Annotated in this window: 22 protein-coding genes and 2 pseudogenes; 13 read left to right on the top strand and 11 right to left on the bottom strand. The window is 68.5% G+C overall.

The window, feature by feature from the left end:
• Nucleotides 1–44: 44 nt before the first annotated feature.
• Both AB0B89_RS18640 and AB0B89_RS18635 read right to left on the bottom strand, forming a co-directional pair.
• Nucleotides 45–1,226 (bottom strand): thioesterase domain-containing protein, encoded by a 1,182-nt coding sequence (locus AB0B89_RS18640; RefSeq protein ID WP_358553910.1) that lies wholly within the window; start codon nucleotides 1,224–1,226, stop codon nucleotides 45–47.
• A gap of 3 nt (nucleotides 1,227–1,229) precedes the next feature.
• Nucleotides 1,230–1,367 (bottom strand): annotated as a pseudogene (locus AB0B89_RS18635) (hypothetical protein); the annotation flags it as partial.
• Here AB0B89_RS18635 and AB0B89_RS18630 point away from each other — a divergent pair.
• On the top strand, nucleotides 1,348–1,632 hold the full coding sequence (locus AB0B89_RS18630; protein ID WP_358553909.1) for a hypothetical protein: 285 nt from the start codon (nucleotides 1,348–1,350) through the stop codon (nucleotides 1,630–1,632). The pseudogene AB0B89_RS18635 and the gene AB0B89_RS18630 sit on opposite strands and share 20 nt — an antisense overlap.
• Before the next feature lie 313 nt (nucleotides 1,633–1,945).
• The gene (locus AB0B89_RS18625; protein WP_358553906.1) at nucleotides 1,946–3,655 is read left to right on the top strand and encodes a LamG-like jellyroll fold domain-containing protein; all 1,710 of its coding nucleotides are present in this window, start codon (nucleotides 1,946–1,948) and stop codon (nucleotides 3,653–3,655) included.
• Nucleotides 3,656–4,194: 539 nt separating this feature from the next.
• Here the strand turns inward: AB0B89_RS18625 and AB0B89_RS18620 are convergent.
• The 3 genes from AB0B89_RS18620 to AB0B89_RS18610 form a co-directional block, all read right to left on the bottom strand.
• Nucleotides 4,195–5,349 carry an RtcB family protein gene (locus AB0B89_RS18620; protein ID WP_358553902.1) on the bottom strand — a complete coding sequence of 385 codons (1,155 nt, stop codon included), beginning with the start codon at nucleotides 5,347–5,349 and terminating at the stop codon, nucleotides 4,195–4,197.
• Nucleotides 5,350–5,686: 337 nt separating this feature from the next.
• Entirely contained in the window at nucleotides 5,687–5,890 is a 204-nt protein-coding gene (locus AB0B89_RS18615; RefSeq protein WP_358553899.1) for a DUF397 domain-containing protein, read from the bottom strand.
• Nucleotides 5,887–6,705, bottom strand: a complete 819-nt coding sequence (locus tag AB0B89_RS18610) for a helix-turn-helix transcriptional regulator (RefSeq protein WP_358553896.1) — start codon at nucleotides 6,703–6,705, stop codon at nucleotides 5,887–5,889. Before AB0B89_RS18610 ends, AB0B89_RS18615 begins: the two co-directional genes overlap by 4 nt.
• 177 nt (nucleotides 6,706–6,882) lie before the next feature.
• Here AB0B89_RS18610 and AB0B89_RS18605 point away from each other — a divergent pair, with 177 nt between their 5' ends.
• On the top strand, nucleotides 6,883–7,251 hold the full coding sequence (locus tag AB0B89_RS18605; RefSeq protein WP_358553893.1) for an ATP-binding protein: 369 nt from the start codon (nucleotides 6,883–6,885) through the stop codon (nucleotides 7,249–7,251).
• A 796-nt stretch (nucleotides 7,252–8,047) separates the two neighbouring features.
• On the opposite strand, the gene AB0B89_RS18600 is transcribed toward AB0B89_RS18605, so the two are convergent.
• Nucleotides 8,048–8,494 carry a hypothetical protein gene (locus AB0B89_RS18600; RefSeq protein WP_358553890.1) on the bottom strand — a complete coding sequence of 149 codons (447 nt, stop codon included), beginning with the start codon at nucleotides 8,492–8,494 and terminating at the stop codon, nucleotides 8,048–8,050.
• A gap of 331 nt (nucleotides 8,495–8,825) precedes the next feature.
• Between AB0B89_RS18600 and AB0B89_RS18595 the strand changes: the two are divergent.
• The 4 genes and pseudogenes from AB0B89_RS18595 to AB0B89_RS18580 all read left to right on the top strand — a co-directional run.
• Nucleotides 8,826–9,216: pseudogene (locus tag AB0B89_RS18595) on the top strand (RtcB family protein); the annotation flags it as partial.
• A gap of 213 nt (nucleotides 9,217–9,429) precedes the next feature.
• Nucleotides 9,430–10,419, top strand: a complete 990-nt coding sequence (gene moaA / locus AB0B89_RS18590) for a GTP 3',8-cyclase MoaA (RefSeq protein WP_358553887.1) — start codon at nucleotides 9,430–9,432, stop codon at nucleotides 10,417–10,419.
• 100 nt (nucleotides 10,420–10,519) lie between these two features.
• A complete protein-coding gene (locus tag AB0B89_RS18585) occupies nucleotides 10,520–11,086 on the top strand; it encodes an NTP transferase domain-containing protein (protein ID WP_358553928.1) in 567 nt (188 codons plus the stop codon).
• A 42-nt stretch (nucleotides 11,087–11,128) separates the two neighbouring features.
• Nucleotides 11,129–11,386, top strand: a complete 258-nt coding sequence (locus tag AB0B89_RS18580; protein ID WP_358553884.1) for a DUF6457 domain-containing protein — start codon at nucleotides 11,129–11,131, stop codon at nucleotides 11,384–11,386.
• Nucleotides 11,387–11,583: 197 nt separating this feature from the next.
• Here the strand turns inward: AB0B89_RS18580 and AB0B89_RS18575 are convergent, their stop codons facing one another.
• The gene (locus AB0B89_RS18575) at nucleotides 11,584–11,895 is read right to left on the bottom strand and encodes a DUF3099 domain-containing protein (RefSeq protein ID WP_358553881.1); all 312 of its coding nucleotides are present in this window, start codon (nucleotides 11,893–11,895) and stop codon (nucleotides 11,584–11,586) included.
• Nucleotides 11,896–11,989: 94 nt separating this feature from the next.
• Here AB0B89_RS18575 and AB0B89_RS18570 point away from each other — a divergent pair, with 94 nt between their 5' ends.
• Nucleotides 11,990–12,202: a dodecin gene (locus AB0B89_RS18570; protein ID WP_358553878.1), complete on the top strand. Its 213-nt coding sequence runs from the start codon at nucleotides 11,990–11,992 to the stop codon at nucleotides 12,200–12,202.
• Between the two features lie 86 nt (nucleotides 12,203–12,288).
• Here AB0B89_RS18570 and AB0B89_RS18565 read toward each other — a convergent pair whose 3' ends face one another.
• Both AB0B89_RS18565 and AB0B89_RS18560 read right to left on the bottom strand, forming a co-directional pair.
• Complete coding sequence (locus AB0B89_RS18565) at nucleotides 12,289–13,656, bottom strand: metallopeptidase TldD-related protein (RefSeq protein ID WP_358553875.1); 1,368 nt, start codon at nucleotides 13,654–13,656, stop codon at nucleotides 12,289–12,291.
• On the bottom strand, nucleotides 13,653–15,152 hold the full coding sequence (locus tag AB0B89_RS18560; protein WP_358553872.1) for a TldD/PmbA family protein: 1,500 nt from the start codon (nucleotides 15,150–15,152) through the stop codon (nucleotides 13,653–13,655). Before AB0B89_RS18560 ends, AB0B89_RS18565 begins: the two co-directional genes overlap by 4 nt.
• A gap of 76 nt (nucleotides 15,153–15,228) precedes the next feature.
• Here AB0B89_RS18560 and fabG point away from each other — a divergent pair, with 76 nt between their 5' ends.
• A complete protein-coding gene (gene fabG / locus AB0B89_RS18555) occupies nucleotides 15,229–15,933 on the top strand; it encodes a 3-oxoacyl-ACP reductase FabG (RefSeq protein WP_358553869.1) in 705 nt (234 codons plus the stop codon).
• A 1-nt stretch (nucleotide 15,934) separates the two neighbouring features.
• On the top strand, nucleotides 15,935–16,699 hold the full coding sequence (gene fabI, locus AB0B89_RS18550) for an enoyl-ACP reductase FabI (protein WP_358553866.1): 765 nt from the start codon (nucleotides 15,935–15,937) through the stop codon (nucleotides 16,697–16,699).
• A gap of 21 nt (nucleotides 16,700–16,720) precedes the next feature.
• On the opposite strand, the gene AB0B89_RS18545 is transcribed toward fabI, so the two are convergent.
• The gene (locus AB0B89_RS18545; RefSeq protein ID WP_358553863.1) at nucleotides 16,721–17,674 is read right to left on the bottom strand and encodes a hypothetical protein; all 954 of its coding nucleotides are present in this window, start codon (nucleotides 17,672–17,674) and stop codon (nucleotides 16,721–16,723) included.
• Between the two features lie 169 nt (nucleotides 17,675–17,843).
• Nucleotides 17,844–18,788, bottom strand: a complete 945-nt coding sequence (locus AB0B89_RS18540) for an aldo/keto reductase (RefSeq protein ID WP_358553860.1) — start codon at nucleotides 18,786–18,788, stop codon at nucleotides 17,844–17,846.
• Between the two features lie 189 nt (nucleotides 18,789–18,977).
• Between AB0B89_RS18540 and AB0B89_RS18535 the strand changes: the two genes are divergently transcribed.
• From AB0B89_RS18535 to AB0B89_RS18525, 3 genes are all read left to right on the top strand, one after another.
• Nucleotides 18,978–19,799, top strand: coding sequence for an undecaprenyl-diphosphate phosphatase (locus AB0B89_RS18535; RefSeq protein ID WP_358553857.1), 822 nt, complete (start codon nucleotides 18,978–18,980; stop codon nucleotides 19,797–19,799).
• Between the two features lie 10 nt (nucleotides 19,800–19,809).
• Complete coding sequence (locus AB0B89_RS18530; RefSeq protein ID WP_358553854.1) at nucleotides 19,810–20,523, top strand: histidine phosphatase family protein; 714 nt, start codon at nucleotides 19,810–19,812, stop codon at nucleotides 20,521–20,523.
• A 9-nt stretch (nucleotides 20,524–20,532) separates the two neighbouring features.
• On the top strand, nucleotides 20,533–20,702 hold a 170-nt coding region (locus AB0B89_RS18525), incomplete at its 3' end, for a DUF3090 family protein (protein WP_358553926.1).

The following is a 20,702-nucleotide window of genomic DNA, read 5'->3' as shown; positions in this document are numbered from 1 at the left end:
TGTATTGATTATTCCGCGATCCGGAGCCGGCCATTACTGGATAGTTATGTCCTCGAATTCGTGGGCGTTTCCGGCCGCCGGCCGGTGCCGAGCGCCGAGGCTATCGCCGACACCGATTCCCTGGCCTTGATCATGTCGTGATGGCCGCCGTCGAGATCGATGATCCGCAGCCCGCGGGGGTAGAGCCGCTTCCAGTGGGCCACGTACCGCTCTCGGTCCCCGGAGGGGTCCAGTTCCTGTCCCGGTCGGTGGATCTCGTCGCTCACGACGAGCGTGGCCTGGGCCCCGGAGGTGGCGGCGCGATAGTCGGCCAGCGCGCGCGATTCCGCGCGAAGGACGTTGTACGGCAGCCATTCGTCGAGGTCGACCGCGTCCTCGTCGATGTTCATCGGACCGGCCAGGAGCTTCAGCGCCCGTCGCGTCCGTTCCCGCGCCTGGCCGGTCTCGGTCTGCCCGCGCCGCCACAGCGACTCGGCCCGCCCGAAGATCTCCGCCAGCTCGTTGAAGCGTTCGCTCCGATGCGGCCCGGTGACGGCGGGCTCCAGCAGGAACGCCGAGCCGACGTCGTCGGGGCGCATGAGGGCCATCTCGTGCAGGATCACCGCACCGGCCGACCAGCCGAGGAGCCGGTACGGGCCCTCAGGCTGCAGGTTCGCGATCTCCTTCCAGTAGCGCTCGGCCATGGAACGGATGTCTTCGAGCGGCGCCTCGCCGTCGGCCAGGCCGGCGGCCTGCACCCCGAGGACGCGGAACTCCCCGCGCAACTCGTCGGCCAGCGTCTGGTAGGAGTGGATCTGGCCGCCCCCGGGATGGATGCAGAAGAGGTTGGGCCGCTCTGTGGCCGCCGGAGTCCCCGGCCGTACCTCGGCGATCAGCCCGCTCTGCTCGGGCACGGCTTCGCTGAGCGCCCGCGCCAGTTCGTGGATGGTGGGATGCGCCATGACCTGCTGCAACGTCGCCGGACAGCCGGCGCGGCGCAGGCGGGTGATCACCTTGAAGGCGAGGAGCGAGTGGCCGCCGAGGTCGAAGAAGTCGTCGTGGACGCCGGGGTCGGCGGCGCCGAGGACGTCCTGCCAGATGCCGGCGATGAGGTGCTCGGTGGGGGTGGCGGGCGGGGTGTGGGTGGTGTGCCCGCCGGTGTCCGGGGCGGGGAGGGCCTTGCGGTCGGTCTTGCCGTTGGGGGTCAGGGGGAGCGCGGGGAGCGTGACGTAGGCGGCGGGGATCATGTACGGGGGGAGGGTGCGGGCGGTGTGGGCCTTGAGCTCGTCCGGTGTGGGCGGGGTGCCGCCGGCGGCGGTGACGACGTAGGCGATCAGCCGCTGGACGCCGGGGGTGTCCTCGCGGAGGGTGACCGCGGCGGAGGTGATGGCCGGGTGGTCGGTGAGGGTGGTTTCGATTTCACCGAGTTCCGTTCCCGGCGGCTACCGGATCTGGGACAACAAGGTGCGCCGCTGGTGGGGCGACCTCTACGAGTTATGCCCTGATGATCTGCTCGACGAGTTGAACGGCGCACGCGACTACGACAAAATCACAACCCTGCTCAAGCGTTATAGAGCCATGAAGCGGTTGGCGGCGCACCCACATAGGAAGACGCGCTGCCAGATCCTGACAGCAGCGCGAACAGTCAAATGAGTAACGTATACGTCCGGGCAGAGTTGCACGGCCCGCTTAGCACTTCGCCCAATAGATCATCCGGCCGTACGAACGCAGCATCGTCGAGTCAGGTGCCCCATCATGGACGCGTGACTTGATGAATGGACCTTCTCCAGAGAGAAGAGCTTCGAGCTCGAAAACACAGATAAAGGTCAGCTCTCGGGCCGCGTACGAGGCAAGACAGCGGTCGGCGACCTCGAACTCCGCGAGGGCAATTAATTGATCGCCAGACCGGCTCGTCCGCGTTAACGTGGATCATCACATGGCTCGGGGGCCCTGATACGGAGGTTCGATGCCCCGTTTACCTCGATTCCTGGCGTCCGCCGCCGTGGCGGTGGCGATGGCTCTCAGCGCGACGGCCGCTGTGCCGGTCGGCCCCGCGTCGGCCGCCTCGCTCCTCACCGATCCCGTCCCCATCGCCGCGTACGGCATGGAGGAGAGCAGGGGTACGGCGGTGGGCGACTCCATGGGCGGCAAACCTGGCACGGCGGTGGCAACGTCGTGGACGGCGGGAAAGCACGGGAAGGCATTGTCCTTCGCGGGAGAGGACTACGTCGAGAGCAAGGTGGCGATTCCCCCCACCCCTGCTTGGGCAGCCCTTGGAGCCCTCACCTTCGAGGCTTGGATCAAGCCGGCGTCCGACGCCGACGGCAACCTCCTGGAGCTGCAGTCCTGGGACTCCTCGAACGGCTTCTTCGTGGTGGGCTACCGCTGGCGAACCCTGTACGCAGTCTACTGCGGGGTCGAAGGATGCGCGGGCATCTCGGGGGACGAGCACGGATTCGAGGTGCCGGAGGGCTCATGGAGCCATGTGGCGGTTACCCATGACGGGACGGCGCTCCGCATCTACCTGAACGGGACGCAGGTCGCCGTGCAGGAGGCGACCGTGCCGCTGCCGTCGTTCGACGGCCAGCGCACGATCGGCGGCGCCTACGACACCTCGGCCGACTTCGACGGCGTGATCGATGAGGTGCGCGTCTACGGTACCGCCATCGACGAGGCACGGGTCCGCGCCGACATGGAGACCCCCGTCACCGCGGCCCTTCCAGACGATCCGCCCTCGGCGGTGGGCGCCTTCACCGCGGCCGGTGGGAAGGCCCGTGCCGACCTGTCGTGGACCGCGGCGACCGACGACTTCGGGGTCACGGGGTACGAGGTCCACCGCTCGTCGACGGCCGGCTTCGAGCCCACCGCCGAGACGCTGCTCGCCACCGTCACCACGCCGAAGTACGCCGACACCGGCATCGAGCCGGCGGGCAGGTACTACTACCGCGTCCTGGCCCGGGACATCCTCACGAACGGCCCCCCGTCGCAGGAGGCGGCCGCGGACGTGGGACCCGTCGACCGGCCCACCGGATCCCTCCTGGCCGCCTACGCGCTCGACGAGGGGAGCGGCACCCTGGCCCGGGACGCTTCCGGCAAGGGCAACCACGGCACCGTCGACAGGGCCACCTGGACCGAGGGGAAGCACGGCTCCGCCCTGGACTTCCCGAGGACCGGCAGGCGGATGGTCGTCCCCGACCCACCGAGCCTGCGGGTGACGAGCGGGCTCACCCTGGAGATGTGGATGCGGCCGAGGGCCGTCGAACCGTACGACCGGCCGCGGTACATCGTCGCGAAGAAGGCGTCGGGCTCCCCCTACCCGAGCTACTCCGTCAAGACATGGGGGCCGAGGGACTACCAGGTGCTCCTGACGATGGCCGACGGGACACCCCTCTCCGTGACTCTCCCGCCTCCGCCGGTCGACCAGTGGACCCACCTCGCCGTGACGTTCGATTACCGGGCCGACCGCTACGCCCTGACGGTGTACGTCAACGGCGCCGTGCAGCGGTCCCTGGAGACGTCGCGGGCCATCCTGTACGCCCCTGGCGACTTCCAGCTCGGATCGGACGGGTTCACAGACGACCTCTACATTCCGGTCACGCTCGACGACGTGCGCGTCTATTCCAAGGCGCTCACGGGTCCCCAGATCAGGGCGGACATGCTCGAACGCGTCTCGTGACGCGTTTGCCGGTGAAAGGTGTGGCAGCCGGGGGTGCGGTCCCGGCGGCCACGCTCGCGGGGCGGGTCAGCCGGCCCGGGCGGGCGGTGCCGCAGGTAGTCGAGGAATGTACTCGACGCGGTGGAAGCCTACGTACTGGAGCAGTACCCCGAACTGCAGAAGTACCTACGCCCCCGCTCGGAAGCCTCCCCATGGATAATCGACGAGCACGGCGGTATCTGGCCTCGGCCGGTCAACAGCGTGGACGTTGAACCTGAGCAGGACCGGTAGGACGATGATGGTCCGCAACGCGACCATATGGGACTCCCGTGGCATCGTGTCGAGCCTTACCACCAGACGACGTGGCGCCGGCCCCGGCGGACGCGGGACATGCACGGGATGATCTTTCAAGCCGTGCGAGCCGTGTGGAGTGTTCGCACAGCTCACACCAGGTGCGCCAACCATACGGCTACCGCTCTCCTAACGAGGGTGTCGTTCATTTGACTCTCGGAGAGGGTGCCCCGTCGCCTGGTGTGGGCGGCGGGGCGCGTGTCTAGGCTTCAGCCTTTGTAGTTGAAGATCTGGTGCAGGGTGTGCTGGATCTCGACGAGGTCCTTCTGGTCTTGCATCACCTGGTCGATGGACTTGTACGCTTCGGGGTGCTCGTCCACCAAGGCGGCGGCGCGGTCTGCGTTCCAGGTTCGGCCGTGCATCGCTTCGGTGAGTGACTTGGCTGATAGCTCTCGCTTGGCTCGGCTGCGGGACATGCGGCGGCCGGCGCCGTGGGAGCAGGAGTTGTAGGAGTCGGGGTTCCCAAGTCCGCGGACGATGTAGGACTGGGTGCCCATCGAGCCGGGGATGACGCCCTCGTCGCCGGTGTCGGCTTTGATGGCTCCCTTGCGGGTGATCCACAGCTCCTTGCCGTTGTGCGTCTCCTGCTGGGTGAAGTTGTGGTGCGAGTTGATCGTGCGGACGCGCTGGCCCTTGCCGACGACGCGGAACAGGGCGTTGATCAGGACCTTGTCCATGCGGGCGCGTGAGGCCATGGCGTAGCGCTGGGCCCACAGCATGTCCTCGATGTAGGCGGTGAACTCCGGTGTGCTCTGGATCAGGTAGGCCAGGTCGGGGTCTTCCAGGCCGATGGCCTGCTTCTTCATGAGCTTCTTGGCGTCCACGATGTGCATCGTGGCGAGTTGGTTGCCGATGCCTCGTGAACCGGAGTGCAGCACGGTCCAGACCCGGTCACGTTCGTCGAGGCAGACCTCGACGAAGTGGTTGCCGGAGCCCAGGGTGCCGAACTGCTCGGATACCTTCTTCGCCTGCTTGGGGTTCAGGTCGGTGTGGGGGAGTCCCAGTTCGCTGAGGGCTCGGTCCATGGACGGGTCGGCGTGGCCCTTGCCGACGCCGGCCGGGATGCGGTGCTCCACCATGGGCATCAATGCGGCCAGGGTGTCAGGCAGGTCAGCAGCGGTAAGCGTGGTCTCGGTCGCGACCATGCCGCACCCGATGTCCACACCCACGGCGGCCGGAATGATCGCACCCTCGGTAGGAATTACGGATCCGACTGTCGCGCCAATGCCGATATGCGCGTCCGGCATGAGCGCGACATGACCCGAAACGAAACGCAGGCGGGCGGTACGTGCCGCCTGCTCGATCGTGCCCGGATCTATTTCGCTGGCCCACGACAGAAGGTTAGGTGCGATCTGGTTCGGCATGGTGGATCTCCTTTTTGATCGAGATCTACTTTGCCCAAGTCCTCGCTGATATCCCACTCATTATTCAACGCTCCCGCGCGGCTTCACCTCGGTGTGACCACCCGTCTGCTCGCCCCGCTGCCTGATCGTTCGATGGCCCTCGGTCGGCGTCAACGCCGTCTGTTGCCGTTGGAGATGGGGCAACGGTGCACGTCGCTGGGAATGGACACGCGAAGTCGGGCCGCCGCCCTGCGGGTGGCTAGAGCCCACCGAGCGTCTATCCATGCCGTCTCGTTGAGCTGCTAAGGGGATCGGACGCGAGAGAGCCCCCGCCTGAGCGGGGGCCCCAGTCCAGCACTTATGCGCCCAATGCCCCGGCCTTGACACCCCTTACGAAGGCCAACCACGCGCCGGGTTCAACCACCAGGGCCGGTCCTGTTGGGTTCTTGCTGTCCCTGACCGCGAAGATGCCGGGCAGGTTCGATGCGACCTCCACACAGTTGCCCGTGTCGCCGCTAAAGGTGCTCTTGCGCCACTGTGCGTCCCGAAGGTCAGCAGTCACGTTCGGTTCACCACTTCCTGTATGAGCTTGACCGACTGTTTGAACGGTAGAGCTTCGGCTCTGATCGCGTCATACCGGAGTGCCATCTCAGCGATCACCTGACGATCATCGAGCGTGCGGCCATGCGGTTGTGCCTCAGCGTAGGCGGCATACGGTGATCCGTTCCGTTCGGCGATGATGAACCCGCCTATCAAGCCGCAGTGCGCCTGTGCCGTGTAGGGCACGATTTGCAAGGTCACCTTGGGGTGCTGGGCCATTTCGAGCAGGAACCGTAGTTGTTCCTGCATCACCTCTGGCTCCCCGATGCTCCGATGGATCACGGCCTCATCCATGACAGCGCTGATCATGGGCGGCTTCTCCCGATTAAGGATGGCTCGCCGTTGCATGCGACCTGCTAGGCGTTCCTCTACGTCTTCCCTGGTGATGCCGGGAGACGTGGCGAACATCTCGCGGGCGTATGACTCGGTCTGGAGCAGGCCGGGTATGAGCGTCGGTTCCCACGTGTGTAGCGATGTGGCGTCTTCCTCTTCTTCGAGCCAGGGCCTGAAGTACTCAGGTGCCTTGTTCCAGGTGGTGGCGACGTAGAGGCGCATCATTGCACCGTCGAGCCCCAAGGCTTGATCGCAAAGCTGCGCGAAGCGCTCGGATGGGGGCCGTCTGCCAGCTTCCACCATGCCCACCATGGATTCACTGAACCCGACGCGTTTCGCTAGTTGCTTCTGCGTGAGCTTGGCGTCAGTTCGGTGTTTCCGCAGTTCGAAGGCAAACAGGGCGCGAGGGGACTCGTGGGGGTCTATCTCCCTGCTGGCAGACAATGGCTCACCTACCGTCCAATTAGGGGGTATTACGGACACCATACCGACCACCGCACAGGAAGTGTGGTGGGGTTGTACGCCGATTCCACTACCGATCGTAGCCCGCTGTCGCCAATCTGATAGGGCGAAGTCTCCAAGACGCATGGACCATTTCCGGCGACACGAAAAGGCAAGCGCATGAGGATGGGAAGCCTGCTAGGCGTTACCGATCTGGTCGGTTCTACCCAGTCAGTCTCACAAGCACGCGCTTACGTGAGGCAGAAACTCGGCGAGGATCATCCGGCTTTGGATGACGTGACCCTACTGGTTTCCGAAGTCGTCACGAACGCTGTGGTTCATTCCGACTCGCGAGACGGCGGAAGGGTGACGCTCGCCATTGCTGATTGCTACGACCTCATACACGTTGACGTGGTGGACGCCGGAAGCGCTACAGCCCCGCGCGTTCGCGGGGACATGTTCGCCGAAGGCGGGCGAGGTCTCATGCTCGTTGAAACGCTCTCGCATCGCTGGAACGTCTACGACGACGCCGCCGGGCGAACGGTTTGATTTCAGATCAAATACAAGCATGGGGGTGATAATGGTCTTTCATGTCCCCGACAGCGGGAACCGTCCTGAACCTACCGAGGAGCAGAAGCGCGCCACTCGCGGCACAGCGGCCATGGCCTCCAAGACGGTAGCCGACAGCGTAGAGACCGACCGTCAGCAGGAGCAGGCGCTCCACCTGATCGAGCGCTGGGGCCCGGACCGTGAAGGCTTGGAGCAGGCGGCTATTTCACTCGGCGTTGATCCCCTGACGGACGACCGATCCGATGCCAATTCGCGTCAGACCACCGGGGGTTTTCGGCGGCTTTCTTCTTACCCCATTCGCGTGCTATGGCGCTCGGCTGATGCTCCAATAAACCTCCCTTCTCTCGGCGGGAAAGAGTCACCCAAGGAAGCAGGCCGATCCGGAGAAGCCCCGCATAGCGTGCCGGTACACCACTACGACGAGGCTTCCTGCGAGTCACTTCCTTGCGGGTTTGGAGGTTTCTGGGGGGATTGAGGTTGTTAGGTATTCGTGGCGGATTGCTCCCTAGTGCCACCCTATGGCCGAGACTCGCGATTTGCCGGAGGTCACTTTATGTGTCTCCAGGTACTAAACCTAATAAGTAGCACTGACGGTTCCGGATAGGCCAGGGCATACTCGTACAGGCTTGACCTCCCGAAGACGTCCGCAGAAGTCCGAGGGCGTCCAACGGCGTCCGTAGACGTCCCGATATTCGCCCGAAAGGTACGGGGGCTGTGACCCCTCGGGAAGGGGAACAGCTCCCGTCGCAGTGAGAGACGTCTTAGACGTCTCAGCTCAGCCTTCGCGCCAGATCGGTTCAAGCTTGTCCGGATCGAACTTGCCCCGGCTTCCGTTACCGCTACCGACAGGGTGAACGATGATCGCGTGAAACGCCTCACGCACGTAGCCGCGCTTCTGAGACATGTCCAATCGGTCATCGTTGGTATCCGAGTACCACCGTCGCCGGATATCGGTGATGTCCGTCTTAGCTCTCTGCGCCGCCGCCTGGTGTTGCTGGCGTTCTCTGTTCAGGCGGATTATCTCGGCCTCAAGCCGCCCGGCCTCCTCGAAGAACAGGGAGTTGCTGATCTTCTTGCCATGCCAGGCCGCCTGCGGTTCTCTTAGCTGTCCCTCGGCATCCTCCAAATCGCTACTGCCGGGCCATGGCCCGACTTCAGAGGCGGTTGCCGTACGCTCTTCGAGCTTGGCCAACAGCGCTTCGGAGATGAACAGGTCGACCATGTCGCCGCGTCGCGCGAGCCTGCCGCAACCACCCTCGGCCTTCGAGCGGCACACATAGACGTGGTGGGGCAGTCGCGATGCTGGGACACCCGTAGCCTCGACATGCAGAGGGTGCCGTCCTCCTTCGGCCGGCCACAGCGCAGGGTGCCGGTCAGCAGGTACGTGTGTTCACGGTGATCGGCAGGAAGGTCGCCGATGACCCCCTGCGAACCGACTTGCTTGCCGCGCCGGGCCTCGAAGATCGCTTGGACGGCTTCCCACCCTTCCGCTCGTAGCCGCCGGCACTGCCCTCCAGCTGAGGCGGAACCTCATGCCTGGAGCGATGTTGTACCACCACAACTACGTCTCGGAGGAGAACCTACGAAGGGCAGAAGCTCCTGGTCACCCGTAAGGGGGCCATCCGGGCGGGGCAGGGGGAGCTGGGGATCATTCCGGGGTCGATGGCGACGGGCACGTACATCGTCAAAGGTCTCGGCAACGCCAAGGCCTTCAACTCGGCCTCGCACGGGGCCGGCCGGAAGATGAGCAGGAACAAGGCGAAGAAGACCTTCACCGTGAGCGACCTTGAGGCGCAGACCAGCGGAGTCGAGTGCCGTAAGGACGCCGGGGTGCTGGACGAGATCCCGGGCGCGTACAAGGACATCGAGTCGGTCATGGCCGCCCAGACCGACCTGGTGGAGGTCGTCGCCCACCTGCGCCAGATCATCTGCATCAAGGGGTGACGGCGTCACGCCGTGGACGTCAAGGGTCCCTGCGCCGAGGGATGAAGACCCCCGCTTCCGAGAAAGGGAGCGGGGGACCCTAGAGGACCCCAGAAGATCGTGGGGGATGACCCGGAAGGCGCCGGTGAGGCCTAACGTGAAGGGGGTTTCGCGGTTCGCCGTAGGCTGGCGGTCTGACCGGTTACATCCGCGCGCACGACAGGAGGCCCCCCGGTGCTCGTTGACTCCTTCGGGCGAGTGGCGACCGACCTGCGGGTCTCGCTGACCGACAAGTGCAACCTTCGCTGCTCCTACTGCATGCCCCCGGAGGGTCTCGACTGGCTGCCCAAGCCCGACCTGCTCACCGCCGACGAGATCTGCCGCCTGGTGGCGATCGGCGTCCAGCGGCTCGGCATCGGCGAGGTCCGCTACACCGGCGGCGAGCCCCTGCTGCGCCGGGAGCTCGTCGAGATCGTCGCGCGCACGGCGGCGCTGCGGCCCCGGCCCCACGTGTCGATCACCTCCAACGGCATCGGCCTGGCCCGTCTCGCCGCGCCCCTCGCCGCGGCGGGCCTCGACCGGGTCAACATCTCACTGGACACCCTCGACCGTGAGGTCTTCGTACGGCTCGCGCACCGCGACCGGCTCGCCGACGTCCTCGCGGGACTCGCCGCCGCTGACGCGGCGGGGCTGCGCCCGGTCAAGGTCAACGTGGTCCTCATGCGGGGCGTCAACGACCACGAGGCCCCCGAGCTGCTGCGTTACTGCCTGGAGAAGGGCTACGAGCTGCGGTTCATCGAGCAGATGCCGCTGGACGCGCAGCACGGCTGGCGCCGGGAGGACATGGTCACCGCCGACGAGATCCTCGCCGCGCTCACCCCGGAGTTCGGCCTCACCCCCGAGGCTCCCGAGGAGCGGGGCAGCGCCCCCGCCGAGATCTTCCTGGTGGACGGCGGTCCCGCGCGGGTCGGGGTCATCGGCTCGGTGACCCGCCCGTTCTGCGGGGCCTGCGACCGGGTACGGCTGACCGCCGACGGCCAGATCCGCAACTGCCTGTTCGCCACCGAGGAGTCCGACCTGCGCGGCGCCATGCGCTCGGGCGCCTCCGACGACGAGCTCGCCGCGCGGTGGATCGCCGCCGTGCGCGGCAAGCGGGCCGGCCACGGCATCGACGACCCGGCCTTCCTGCAGCCGGCGCGCCCCATGTCGGCCATCGGCGGCTGAGATGCCCCCCGTGGAGCACCCGGCCCCGCACGGCCCGTACGACCAGGCGGCCCCGCCGGGCCCGTACGACGACGCGGCCCCACAGGGCCCGTACGACGCGGTGGTGCTGGCCGGAGGCGGCGCGCGCAGGCTCGGGGGAGAAGACAAGCCCGGCGTGAGCGTGGGCGGCCTGACGCTGATCGAGCGGGTCGCGGCCGCGGTGCCGGACGCCGTACGGCTCGTCGTGGTGGGGCCTGAACGTCCCGGCCTGGCGGGCGCCGAGTTCGTCCGGGAGGACCCGCCCGGGGGAGGCCCGGTCCCCGCCCTCCGTACGGGGCTGGCGCGGGTCTCCTCGCCGTGGGTGGCGCTCCTGGCGGCCGATCTCCCGTTCCTCCTGACAGGACACGTCAAGGCGCTTCTGGGGGCCGCGGGCCGCCGGCCGGGGGCGGTGCTGGTGGACGACGGCGGGCGTGAGCAGTGGCTCACCGGCGTCTGGCGCACCGATGCGCTCGCCCGCGCGCTGGCGGCGTACGAGGGGAGGTCCCTGTTCGGGCTGCTCGGCCCCCTCGACCCGGCGCGGCTGAGCGTGGCGGTGGGTGACGGCCGCGTTCCGTGGTTCGATTGCGACACGTTCGACGATGTGCGTGACGCCCGGAAGCGATTTCCGGGCGTGACCGACAAACGCTGAACGAGCTTGTCGCTCGCCAATGATTAGGACGAAAGGGATCTCATGAACGTGCTGGTCGAGTGGACGGCGCTGGTCTGCAAGGAGCTGGGCGTCGACCCCGGGAAAGTGGATCGCGACGCGGTTCTCGACCTGACCAGGGACGTCGCCCACGGGGTGGCCCGGCCGGCGGCGCCGCTGACGGCGTACCTGCTCGGTCTCGCGCAGGGCGCGGGCACCGCGTCACCGGAGGCGCTGGAGCGCCTGTCGACGCTGGCGCGCAACTGGGGCCAGGCCACGGCGGAGACGCTGGGTGACCATTGAGTCATCCGAATTTCGGAATTGGGGGCGTTTAAACGCGGAAATGGGCGACGCCGGGTGGTTACGGGGGCAAACCACCCGGCGTCGCTTCATCGGCGTTCCGACGGGGGCCCGGAACGCCGGCAGTAGCGCTCCGACGGGGGACCAGAGCGCTTGTCTAAAGCGTACACCTACAACCCATGGGGTGCGTCAAGACTTTGTCACGACCCGATCTCGCGACGGTGCCTTGGTATCTCGGTTTGGTTAGGTAGTTCCCCGTCAATGCCCGAGCTCGCGCCACGAGTCGGCTCGTTGGCCCCGATGACGGCAACGTAGGGCAAAAAGATCGCCCCGGCGACGAACAGCGCTCTGATCGGCCAGGGTACGTTGAGCACGACGGCAAGGATGAGGCACAGGGTGCGGATGCCCATCTGGATGAAATAGCGCTTCTCCCGGCGGCCGATGTCGGCCGTGAGCGAGGGCCTCGCGTCGGTGACCTGATGTACGACCGTACGGCCATGCCATACCTTCACAGACTCCACGGTAGACCTTCGGCCAGTGGGCTCCGACGGCGGCCGTGGGAGCCGGAGCCGTCATACGATCAAGGCCGACGGTGAGGAGAGTTGGATGAGCGATCGTACATACCGCGTGACCGAGATCGTCGGCACGTCGTCGGAGAGCATGGACCACGCGATCCGCAACGGGATACGGCGTGCCGCCGAGACGCTGCGGCACCTCGACTGGTTCGAGGTCACCGAGGTCCGGGGCCACATCCAGGACGGCGAGATCGGGCACTACCAGGTGGGCATGAAGGTCGGTTTCCGCCTGGAGGACTCGTGACCCGTTGGGCGGCTCCCAGAGCCTCCGCGTGAGTCTCCTGGGACCGGTGCCGGGAGGAGAGCCTCCCGGCACCGGTGGGGACCGCCTCAGTTGGCCTGGCTGACCGTCGACATGTTGAAGTCGGGCACGCGGACGGCCGGCATGATCGTGCGGGTGAAGTAGTCGTTCCACTCGCGGGGCAGCGTCTGGCCCTCCCGGCCGATCTCGGTGAGCCGGCCCATCAAGTCGACCGGGCTCTCGTTGAACCGGAAGTTGTTGACCTCGCCCACCACCTCGCCGTTCTCGACCAGGTAGACCCCGTCACGGGTCAGGCCGGTCAGCAGCAGCGACTGGGGGTCGACCTCGCGGATGTACCACAGGCAGGTGAGCAGCAGGCCGCGCTCGGTCGAGGCGACCATCTCGTCGAGCGAGCGCCCGTCCTCGGGACCCGACATGATCAGGTTGTCGATCTGCGGGGTCGCCGCGAGACCGGTCAGCTCGGCCGAGTAGCGGGTCTGGAGCAGCGCGGCCAGCGAGCCGTCGCGCACCCAGTCGGTCGCCGACAGCGGCAGCCCGTTGTCGAAGACCGAGCGCTCGCGGCTGCCCGCGTGGGTGATCACGAAGGGCGCGGCCTCGATGCCCGCGGCGGCCGGGTCGCTGCGGAGCCGGACGGGGGAGGCCGACAGCGACTCGCCCACCCGGGTGCCGCCGCCCGGCTTGGAGAAGACGGTGCGGCCGTCGGCGGCGTCCCTGGCCCCCGCCGACCAGTAGAGGTAGATCATCAGGTCGGCCACCGCCGTGGGCGGGATCAGCGTCTCGTAGCGGCCCGCGGGCAGGGCGACGCGGCGCTTGGCCCAGTCGAGACGGCGTGCGAGCGTGTCGCCGAGGGAGGCGACGTCGACGTCGGTGAAGTCCCTGGTGGCCACGCCGGTCCAGGCGGAGCGGCTCATGTCGGGCGACTTGGCGTTGAGCTCCAGCCGGCCCGTGGGCTGGTCGTGCCGGAGCCGGAGCCCGGTGGAGGAGCCGAGGAACGTCGAGGTGAGGATGTGCTCGGCGAAGCCGTACAGCTTGCGGTTGGCGGTCTCGGCCACGCCGAACGCCTCGCCGAGCGCCGGGGCGAACTCGCCGAACACGCCGATCGAGGTGGACTCGGCCGGACGGTCCCAGTCGGGCGACTGGGACGCCGCGACCAGCGGCCGGGCGTCCTCGGCGGGCGGGGCCTCGTGCGAGGCCAGGTCGGCCGCCGTGACGACGTCGGCGAGCTGCTCGGGACGTACGGCCGAGCGCGAGACGACCCCGACGCCGCGGCCGGTGATCGAGATGACGGTGAGCTGGGACGAGCGCGCCACGCCGTTGGTGGTCAAGGTGTTGCCGGCGAAACGGAGGTTCGCCGTGGACCCCTCGTCGACGATCACGACGCAGTCGTCCGCCTTGCTGAGGGCAAGGGCACGCTCGACGGTCTCCTGAGGAGTCACTTTCCGCCCTCCTGAACAGTGTTGAGGATCTTGACTCCGCGGAACAGCGCGGAGGGGGCGCCATGGCTCACCGGCGCGACCTGGCCCGGCTGGCCCTTGCCGCAGTTGAACGCGCCGCCGAGCACGTACGTCTGCGGGCCGCCGACCGCATCCATGGACCGCCAGAAGTCGGTGGTGGTCGCCTGGTAGGCGACGTCGCGCACCTGCCCGGTCAGCCGCCCGTTCTCGATGCGGTAGAACCTCTGGCCGGTGAACTGGAAGTTGTATCTCTGCATGTCGATGGACCAGCTCTTGTCGCCCATGACGTACAGGCCGCGCTCGACGCCGGAGATGAGCCCGTCGGTCGAGGGGCCGTCGATCGCGGGCTGAAGCGAGACGTTGGCCATGCGCTGGATCGCGACGTGCCCGGGGGAGTCGGCGAACGCGCACCCGTTGGAGGCGCCGAGGCCCTTCAGCAGCGCCATGCGGCGGTCGAGCTGGTAGCCCACCAGCCGCCCGCCGCGCACGATGTCGAACTGCCGCGTCGCCACGCCCTCGTCGTCGTAGCCCACCGAGGCCAGGCCGTGCTCGGCCGTGCGGTCACCGGTGACGTTCATGATCGGCGAGCCGTACTCCAGGGTGCCGAGCTTGTCGAAGGTGGCGAAGCTCGTGCCGGCGTAGGCCGCCTCGTAGCCGAGCGCGCGGTCGAGCTCGGTGGCGTGCCCGATCGACTCGTGGATGGTCAGCCACAGGTTGGAGGGGTGGATGACCAGGTCGTAGGTGCCCGGCTGGACGGAGGGCGCCTTGAGCTTCTCCTCCAGCAGCTCGGGCAGGGTGGCGAGCTCGGCGGGGAAGTCCCAGCCGGTGCCGGTGAGGTACTCATAGCCCCGGCCCACGGGAGGGGCGAGCGTGCGCATGTCGTCGAAGCGCCCGTCGGCGGCCCGCATCACCGTGAGCACCGGGTGGACCCTGACCCGCTGCTGGGTGGCCTCGGTGCCGGCGGTGTCAGCGTAGAACTTCTGCTCCTTGACCTGCATGAGCGAGGCGGAGACGTGGTCGACCCTGGGATCCTTCAGCAGGCCGGCGGACCAGTCGCCCAGCAGGCCGGACTTGTCCTTCATGGCCACGGTGAAGGGGTCGACGTCGTAGGACGACACCCAGGTGACGCCCGCGTGGACCGGCTCGGGGGCCAGCTCCACGGGCTCGCGGTTCACCGCGGCGGCGATCTTGGCCACCTCGACGGCCTGCTCGGCGACCGCCGCGGCGGCCTCGGGCGTCAGCTCGATGCCCGCCGCGAAACCCCAGGTGCCGCCGCGGATGACCCGCACGCAGTACCCCAGGTCGTCGGCGTCCATGGAGCCTTCGAGGCGCGCGTCGAAGAGGCTCAGCGTCTCGCCGCGCACCCGTTCGAGCCGGAAGTCGGCGTGCTCGGCGCCCAGCTCACGGGCACGTTCCAGGGCCGCGTCCGCCAGCCGCCGCAGCGGCAGGGCGAGAAAGTCGGGATCGATCTGGCGCATGTCCACGATCCTAGCCCTGTGATCTTGTACGGCGCGGATAAGGGTTTACCTGTGAGTACGCGATAGCGTCGTTGCCATGGCTCGTTCAGTACTCGTAACCGGTGGAAACCGCGGCATCGGCCTCTCGATCGCCCGTGAGCTGGCCGCGGCCGGCGACGCCGTCGCCGTCACCTACCGCTCGGGAGAGCCCCCCGAGGGGCTCTTCGGCGTGCGGTGCGACGTCACCAGCTCAGAAGACGTGGATGTCGCTTTCTCCAAGGCGGAGGCCGAGCACGGGCCCGTCGAGGTCGTCGTGGCGAACGCCGGCATCACCAGGGACACCCTGCTGCCGCTGATGAAGGAAGAGGCCTTCACCGACGTCATCGACACCAACCTCACCGGCGCCTACCGCGTCGCCAAGCGGGCGACCCGCGGCATGCTGAGGATGCGGCGCGGGCGCATCGTCCTCATCTCCTCCGTCGTCGGCATGCTCGGCTCGGCCGGCCAGACCAACTACGCCGCCTCCAAGGCCGGCATGATCGGCTTCGCCCGGTCGCTGGCCCGCGAGCTGGGCTCGCGCGGCATCACCGTGAACGTGGTGGCCCCCGGCTTCGTCGAGACCGACATGACGGCCGCGCTCGAACCCGAGCAGCAGCAGGCCATCCTCAAGAACATCCCGCTCGGCCGTGCCGCCAGCGGGGCCGACATCGCGCGGGCGGTCAAGTTCCTGGCGAGCGACGACGCCGCCTACATCACCGGGGCGGTCGTCCCGGTCGACGGCGGCCTTGGAATGGGGCACTGACATGGGAATTCTCGACGGCAAGCGGCTTTTGGTCAGCGGCGTGCTCACCGACGCCTCGATCGCGTTCTCGGTGGCCAGGCTGGCCCAGGAGCAGGGCGCCCAGATCGTGCTCACCGGCTTCGGGCGCATGAGCCTGGTCGAGCGCATCGCCAAGCGGCTTCCCGAGACGCCGCCGGTGATCGAGCTCGACGTGCAGAACACCGACCACCTCGACACCCTCGCCGACCGCGTCGGCGAGCATCTCGACGGGCTCGACGGCGTGGTCCACGCGATCGCCTTCGCCCCGCAGACGGCACTCGGCGGCAACTTCCTCAACACGAGCTGGGAGGACGTCGCCACGGCCGTCCAGGTCTCGACCTTCTCGTTCAAGTCGCTGGCGGTCGCCTGCCTGCCGCTGATGAAGGAGGGCGGTGCCGTCGTCGGGCTCGACTTCGACGCCTCCAAGGCCTGGCCGGTGTACGACTGGATGGGCGTCGCCAAGGCGGGCCTGGAGTCCTGCTCGCGCTACCTCGCCCGCGACCTCGGCAAGCACGGCATCCGGGTCAACCTCGTGTCGGCGGGCCCGCTGCGCACGATGGCCGCCAAGAGCATCCCCGGGTTCAAGGAGTTCGAGGAGAGCTGGCCGGCCAAGGCTCCGCTCGGGTGGGACCTCTCCGACACGGGGCCCGCCGCGAAGGCGTGCGTGGCGCTGCTGTCCGACTGGTTCCCGGCCACGACGGGCGAGATCGTGCACGTCGACGGCGGCGTCCACGCCATGGGGGCCTGACGCTCCGCTGCGGAGCCCCGGTCAGGCCAGGCGCTGCCGTCCCGGGTCGGGGCGGCGCAGGCCCTCGAACGGCATCGACCGCGGTTCGGCCTCGATCCTGCGGGCCTGCACGATGCGGGTCGCCAGAATCGCCGAGGCCAGCAGCGCCGCCGTCAGCGCGGTGCCCACCACGTCGTACGGCCTGCTCGGCACGAGCTTTCGCGCGTCCAGGCGGCCGGTCAGCGACGGGAGGGGCTGGCCCGGCCACAGGGGCATGAGCGGCGGCGACTCGACGTCGGCCGAGGGCGGCGCCGACGGCGGGCCGGAGGGGCCGGCATGATCCACCGCTCCATCCGGCTCCGTGCCGCCCGTGAGCGTGCCCTGCCCGGGGAAGGCCGGCGCGGACGGCGGCGAGGCCTGCTGTCGCGGAGCGGGCGGTGGGGCCGGAGCGGCGGGGGCGTTGGTGGGAGTGGAACGGTCCCGCCCGGCGGGCGCCCGGGGGGCCGGCGAGGCCTCCTGCCCGCAGTCGGGCGGCGAGACCACCGGCAGGCACCCGGTGCCGACCTCGACGCCGAGCAGGTTCCCGGCCGGGGCCTCGCTCGGCTCGGCGACCGGCTCCGGCGTGGCCGAGGGCGGTCCGGGGGTGGGGGAGACGGTGGCCGGAGGGTCGAGGGTGGCACCGAGGATCTTGTCCGCCGTCTTCGTGACCGCGTCGGTGAGCGGCTTCAGCGGGTCGTTCGTGAGGCCGTCCAGGGTGCTGGTGACCGGCGCCGCCTTGTCGCCCGTGAGGTCGTCCACCGTGCCGGTGACCCCGCCTACGAGGTCGCAGACCTGGCCGGTGAGGCTCGACAGCGGGTCGGACCCCCTGCCGCAGTCGGTCGCGCGCAGCGAGGGCGGCGAGAACGCCGTGGCGGGTGCCGCCACCAGCAGCACCGTCCCCCCGCTCAGCGCGAGCGTCAGCGCTCCCACCGAGATGGCGGTCGTGCCCTTACGCATGGTTCCCCTCCATCGTCATCCACACGCGCGGCGGAGGTGCGGGCTCCCCTCCCGCCGCCTCCCCGACCATCGTGTGCCAACACGCCGGTCTTTCCACGAAAAGATGCGATTCGGTACCTAGTAGTGATACGCGAGCGAGATTCCTGTTCGGTCGATCGCGAGGTCCGTGCTAGTCGGCCGACACGTCGTCCAGGGCCTCGCGTATCTCCATGGGCAACGTCAGCTCCTCGGCCTGCAGCACGCCCTTGAGCTGGGCGTGGGTGCGCGCTCCCACGATGGCGGCGGCCACGCCCGGCTGGTCGCGTACCCAGGACAGGGCCACCGCGAGAGGGGACACCCCGAGCCCCTCGGCGGCCGTGGTCACCGACTCGACGACCCGGCGGGAGCGCTCGTCGAGATAGGGCTGGACGAAGTCGGCGAAATGCGGCGTGGCTGCCCGTGAGTCGGCGGGGATGCCCACACGGTACTTGCCGGTGAGCACGCCGCGGCCGAGCGGCGACCAGGCGAGCACTCCGGCGCCGACGTGCTCGGCGGCGGCCAGGACCTCGCGCTCGGCGTCCCTGGCGAGCAGAGAGTACTCGACCTGGGCGGACACGATCGGCGTGCGCCCGGGGACCGCCCGCTGCCACACGCCCGCCGCGGCGAGCTGCCATCCGGCGTAGTTGCACACCCCGGCGTACACCGTGCGGCCGGAGGACACGGCGGTGTCGACGGCCGCCAGCGTCTCCTCCAGGGGCACCTCGGGATCGAAGGCGTGCAGCTGCCACAGGTCGACCTCCTCGACGCCCAGCCTGGCGAGGGAGGCGTCGAGCGCGGAGATGAGGGCGCGCCGGGAGGCGTTCCTCGAACGGGGCCCGTGCGGCGTGAGGACGGCCTTGGTGGCGACGACCATCTCCGAGCGCGGCACGGAGTCGCGCAGCAGGCGCCCGAGCAGCCGCTCGGCGTCGCCGCCGGCGTAGACATCTGCGGTGTCGACCAGGGTGCCCCCGGCTTCGGCGAACGCGACGAGCTGCGCGGCGGCCTCCTCCGCGCCGGTGTCACGCCCCCAGGTCATGGTGCCCAGCCCCACCCGTGACACCGATAGACCGCTACGACCGACCAATCGCTGATCCATGATCCGGCCAGGTTACCGCGTTGGAACGTCTCACTTCCCTTGATGGCGAAGGACGCGCCTTCGCCGGTCGGACCTCACGGAACGTTCACTTCCTCATCACCTTCCCGGCATTACTTCACCGGTTCCTCGCCGGGTCATCACCCGCCATGCCGTCCCCGGCGCCGGGGCTGCCCTAGGCTGGCGCGCACTATGGACGCACTGCAAGCGATCGTGCTCGGCATCGTGCAGGGGTTGACCGAGTTCCTGCCGATCTCCAGCTCCGCTCATCTGCTCATCGTTCCCCGGCTGTTCGGCTGGTCCGACCCGGGCGCCGCCTTCACCGCGGTGATCCAGCTAGGCACCATGCTCGCCGTGGTCATCTACTTCTGGCGTGACATCGTGCGCATCGTCTGGACCTGGCTGCGCAGCCTGTGGACCCCCGAGCTACGCGACGACATGGACGCCCGCATGGGGTGGTACATCGGGCTCGGCACGGTCCCGCTGGGCCTGCTCGGCGTGGTCTTCAAGGACCAGATCGAGGGCCCGGCGCGCAACCTGTGGATCAACGCCACCGTGCTGATCGTGTTCGGCCTGCTCCTGCTGCTGGCCGAGCAGCTCGGGCGGCAGCGCACCGCCATCCACGACCTGACGCTGAAGGACGGGCTCATCATCGGCGGCTTCCAGGCGCTCGCCCTGGTGCCCGGCGCGTCCCGTTCCGGCTCGACCATCACCGGCGGGCTGTTCCTGGGCTTCACCCGCGAGGCGGCGGCCCGGTACTCGTTCCTGCTGTCGATCCCCGCCGTCGTGCTGTCGGGGCTGTTCGAGCTGAAGGACGTCGGAGCGGGCGGCGGCCCCGACCTCGTGCCGACCCTGATCGCCACCGTCGTGTCCTTCGTCGTCGGATACGCCTCGATCGCATGGTTGCTGCGGTACATCACCAAACATTCGATGATGGTTTTTGTCACCTATCGTGTCTTCATCGGCGCTTTCTTGCTGACACTGTTGTCTCTAGGGGTGATCACAGCCCAATAGGGTTGCCTTTGTGACCACATTGCTTCTGGTGCGGCACGGTCTGACGCACATGACCGGGCCGGTGCTCGCCGGGTGGACCCCAGGGGTCCATCTGAGCGAGCGAGGCAGCGCCCAGGCCGAGGCCCTCGCGGCCCGGCTGGCCCCCCTGCGCCTCGACGCGATCGTGTCCAGCCCTCTCGAACGCTGCCAGGAGACCGCCCAGGCGGTCCTCCGGGGACGCGAAGGCCTCAAGGTCGAGAGCGACGACCGGTTCGGCGAGTGCGGATACGGCGAATGGACCGGGCGCCCGCTGAAGGAGCTGGCCGAGGAGCCCCTGTGGCGGGTGGTGCAGCAGCATCCGAGCGCGGTGGTCTTCCCCGGTGGCGAGTCGCTGGCGGGCGTGCAGCGCCGCGCCGTCGCGGCCGTACGGCACTGGAACGCCAAGCTCGGCGACGACGCGGTCTACCTGGTGTGCAGCCACGGAGACGTGATCAAGGCGATCGTGGCGGACGCGATGGGCGTCCACCTCGACCAGTTCCAGCGCATCACGGCCGATCCCGCGTCCCTCACGGCGATCCGCTACACGACGCTGCGGCCGTTCGTCCTGCGGGTCAACGATGTGGGCGGCGGGGTGGAGAATCTCCTACCCCCCGCGCCACGGCCTGAGGGTTCGGAGCAGCAAGACGGGGGAGAAAGTTCCACCGAGAGCGACGCCGCTGTCGGCGGCGGAGCCGGGACCACGTAAGGTCGGGCTATGCCGGTCTTCGACTACGATCCGCCAGACAGGTTCGTGGCCGGTGCCGTTGGGCAACCGGGATCACGCGCCTTCTTTCTGCAGGCCCGTGCTCAGGGGCGGATGACGACGGTGGCGCAGCAGGTCGGCGAGGTCCTCGGCGTCGCGCAGGGGACGGTCGAGCCTCGCCA

The sequence above is a fragment of the Sphaerisporangium sp. NPDC049002 genome (assembly GCF_040649355.1).
GTDB lineage: Bacteria > Actinomycetota > Actinomycetes > Streptosporangiales > Streptosporangiaceae > Sphaerisporangium.
This window is presented reverse-complemented; position numbering and strand designations above follow the sequence as displayed.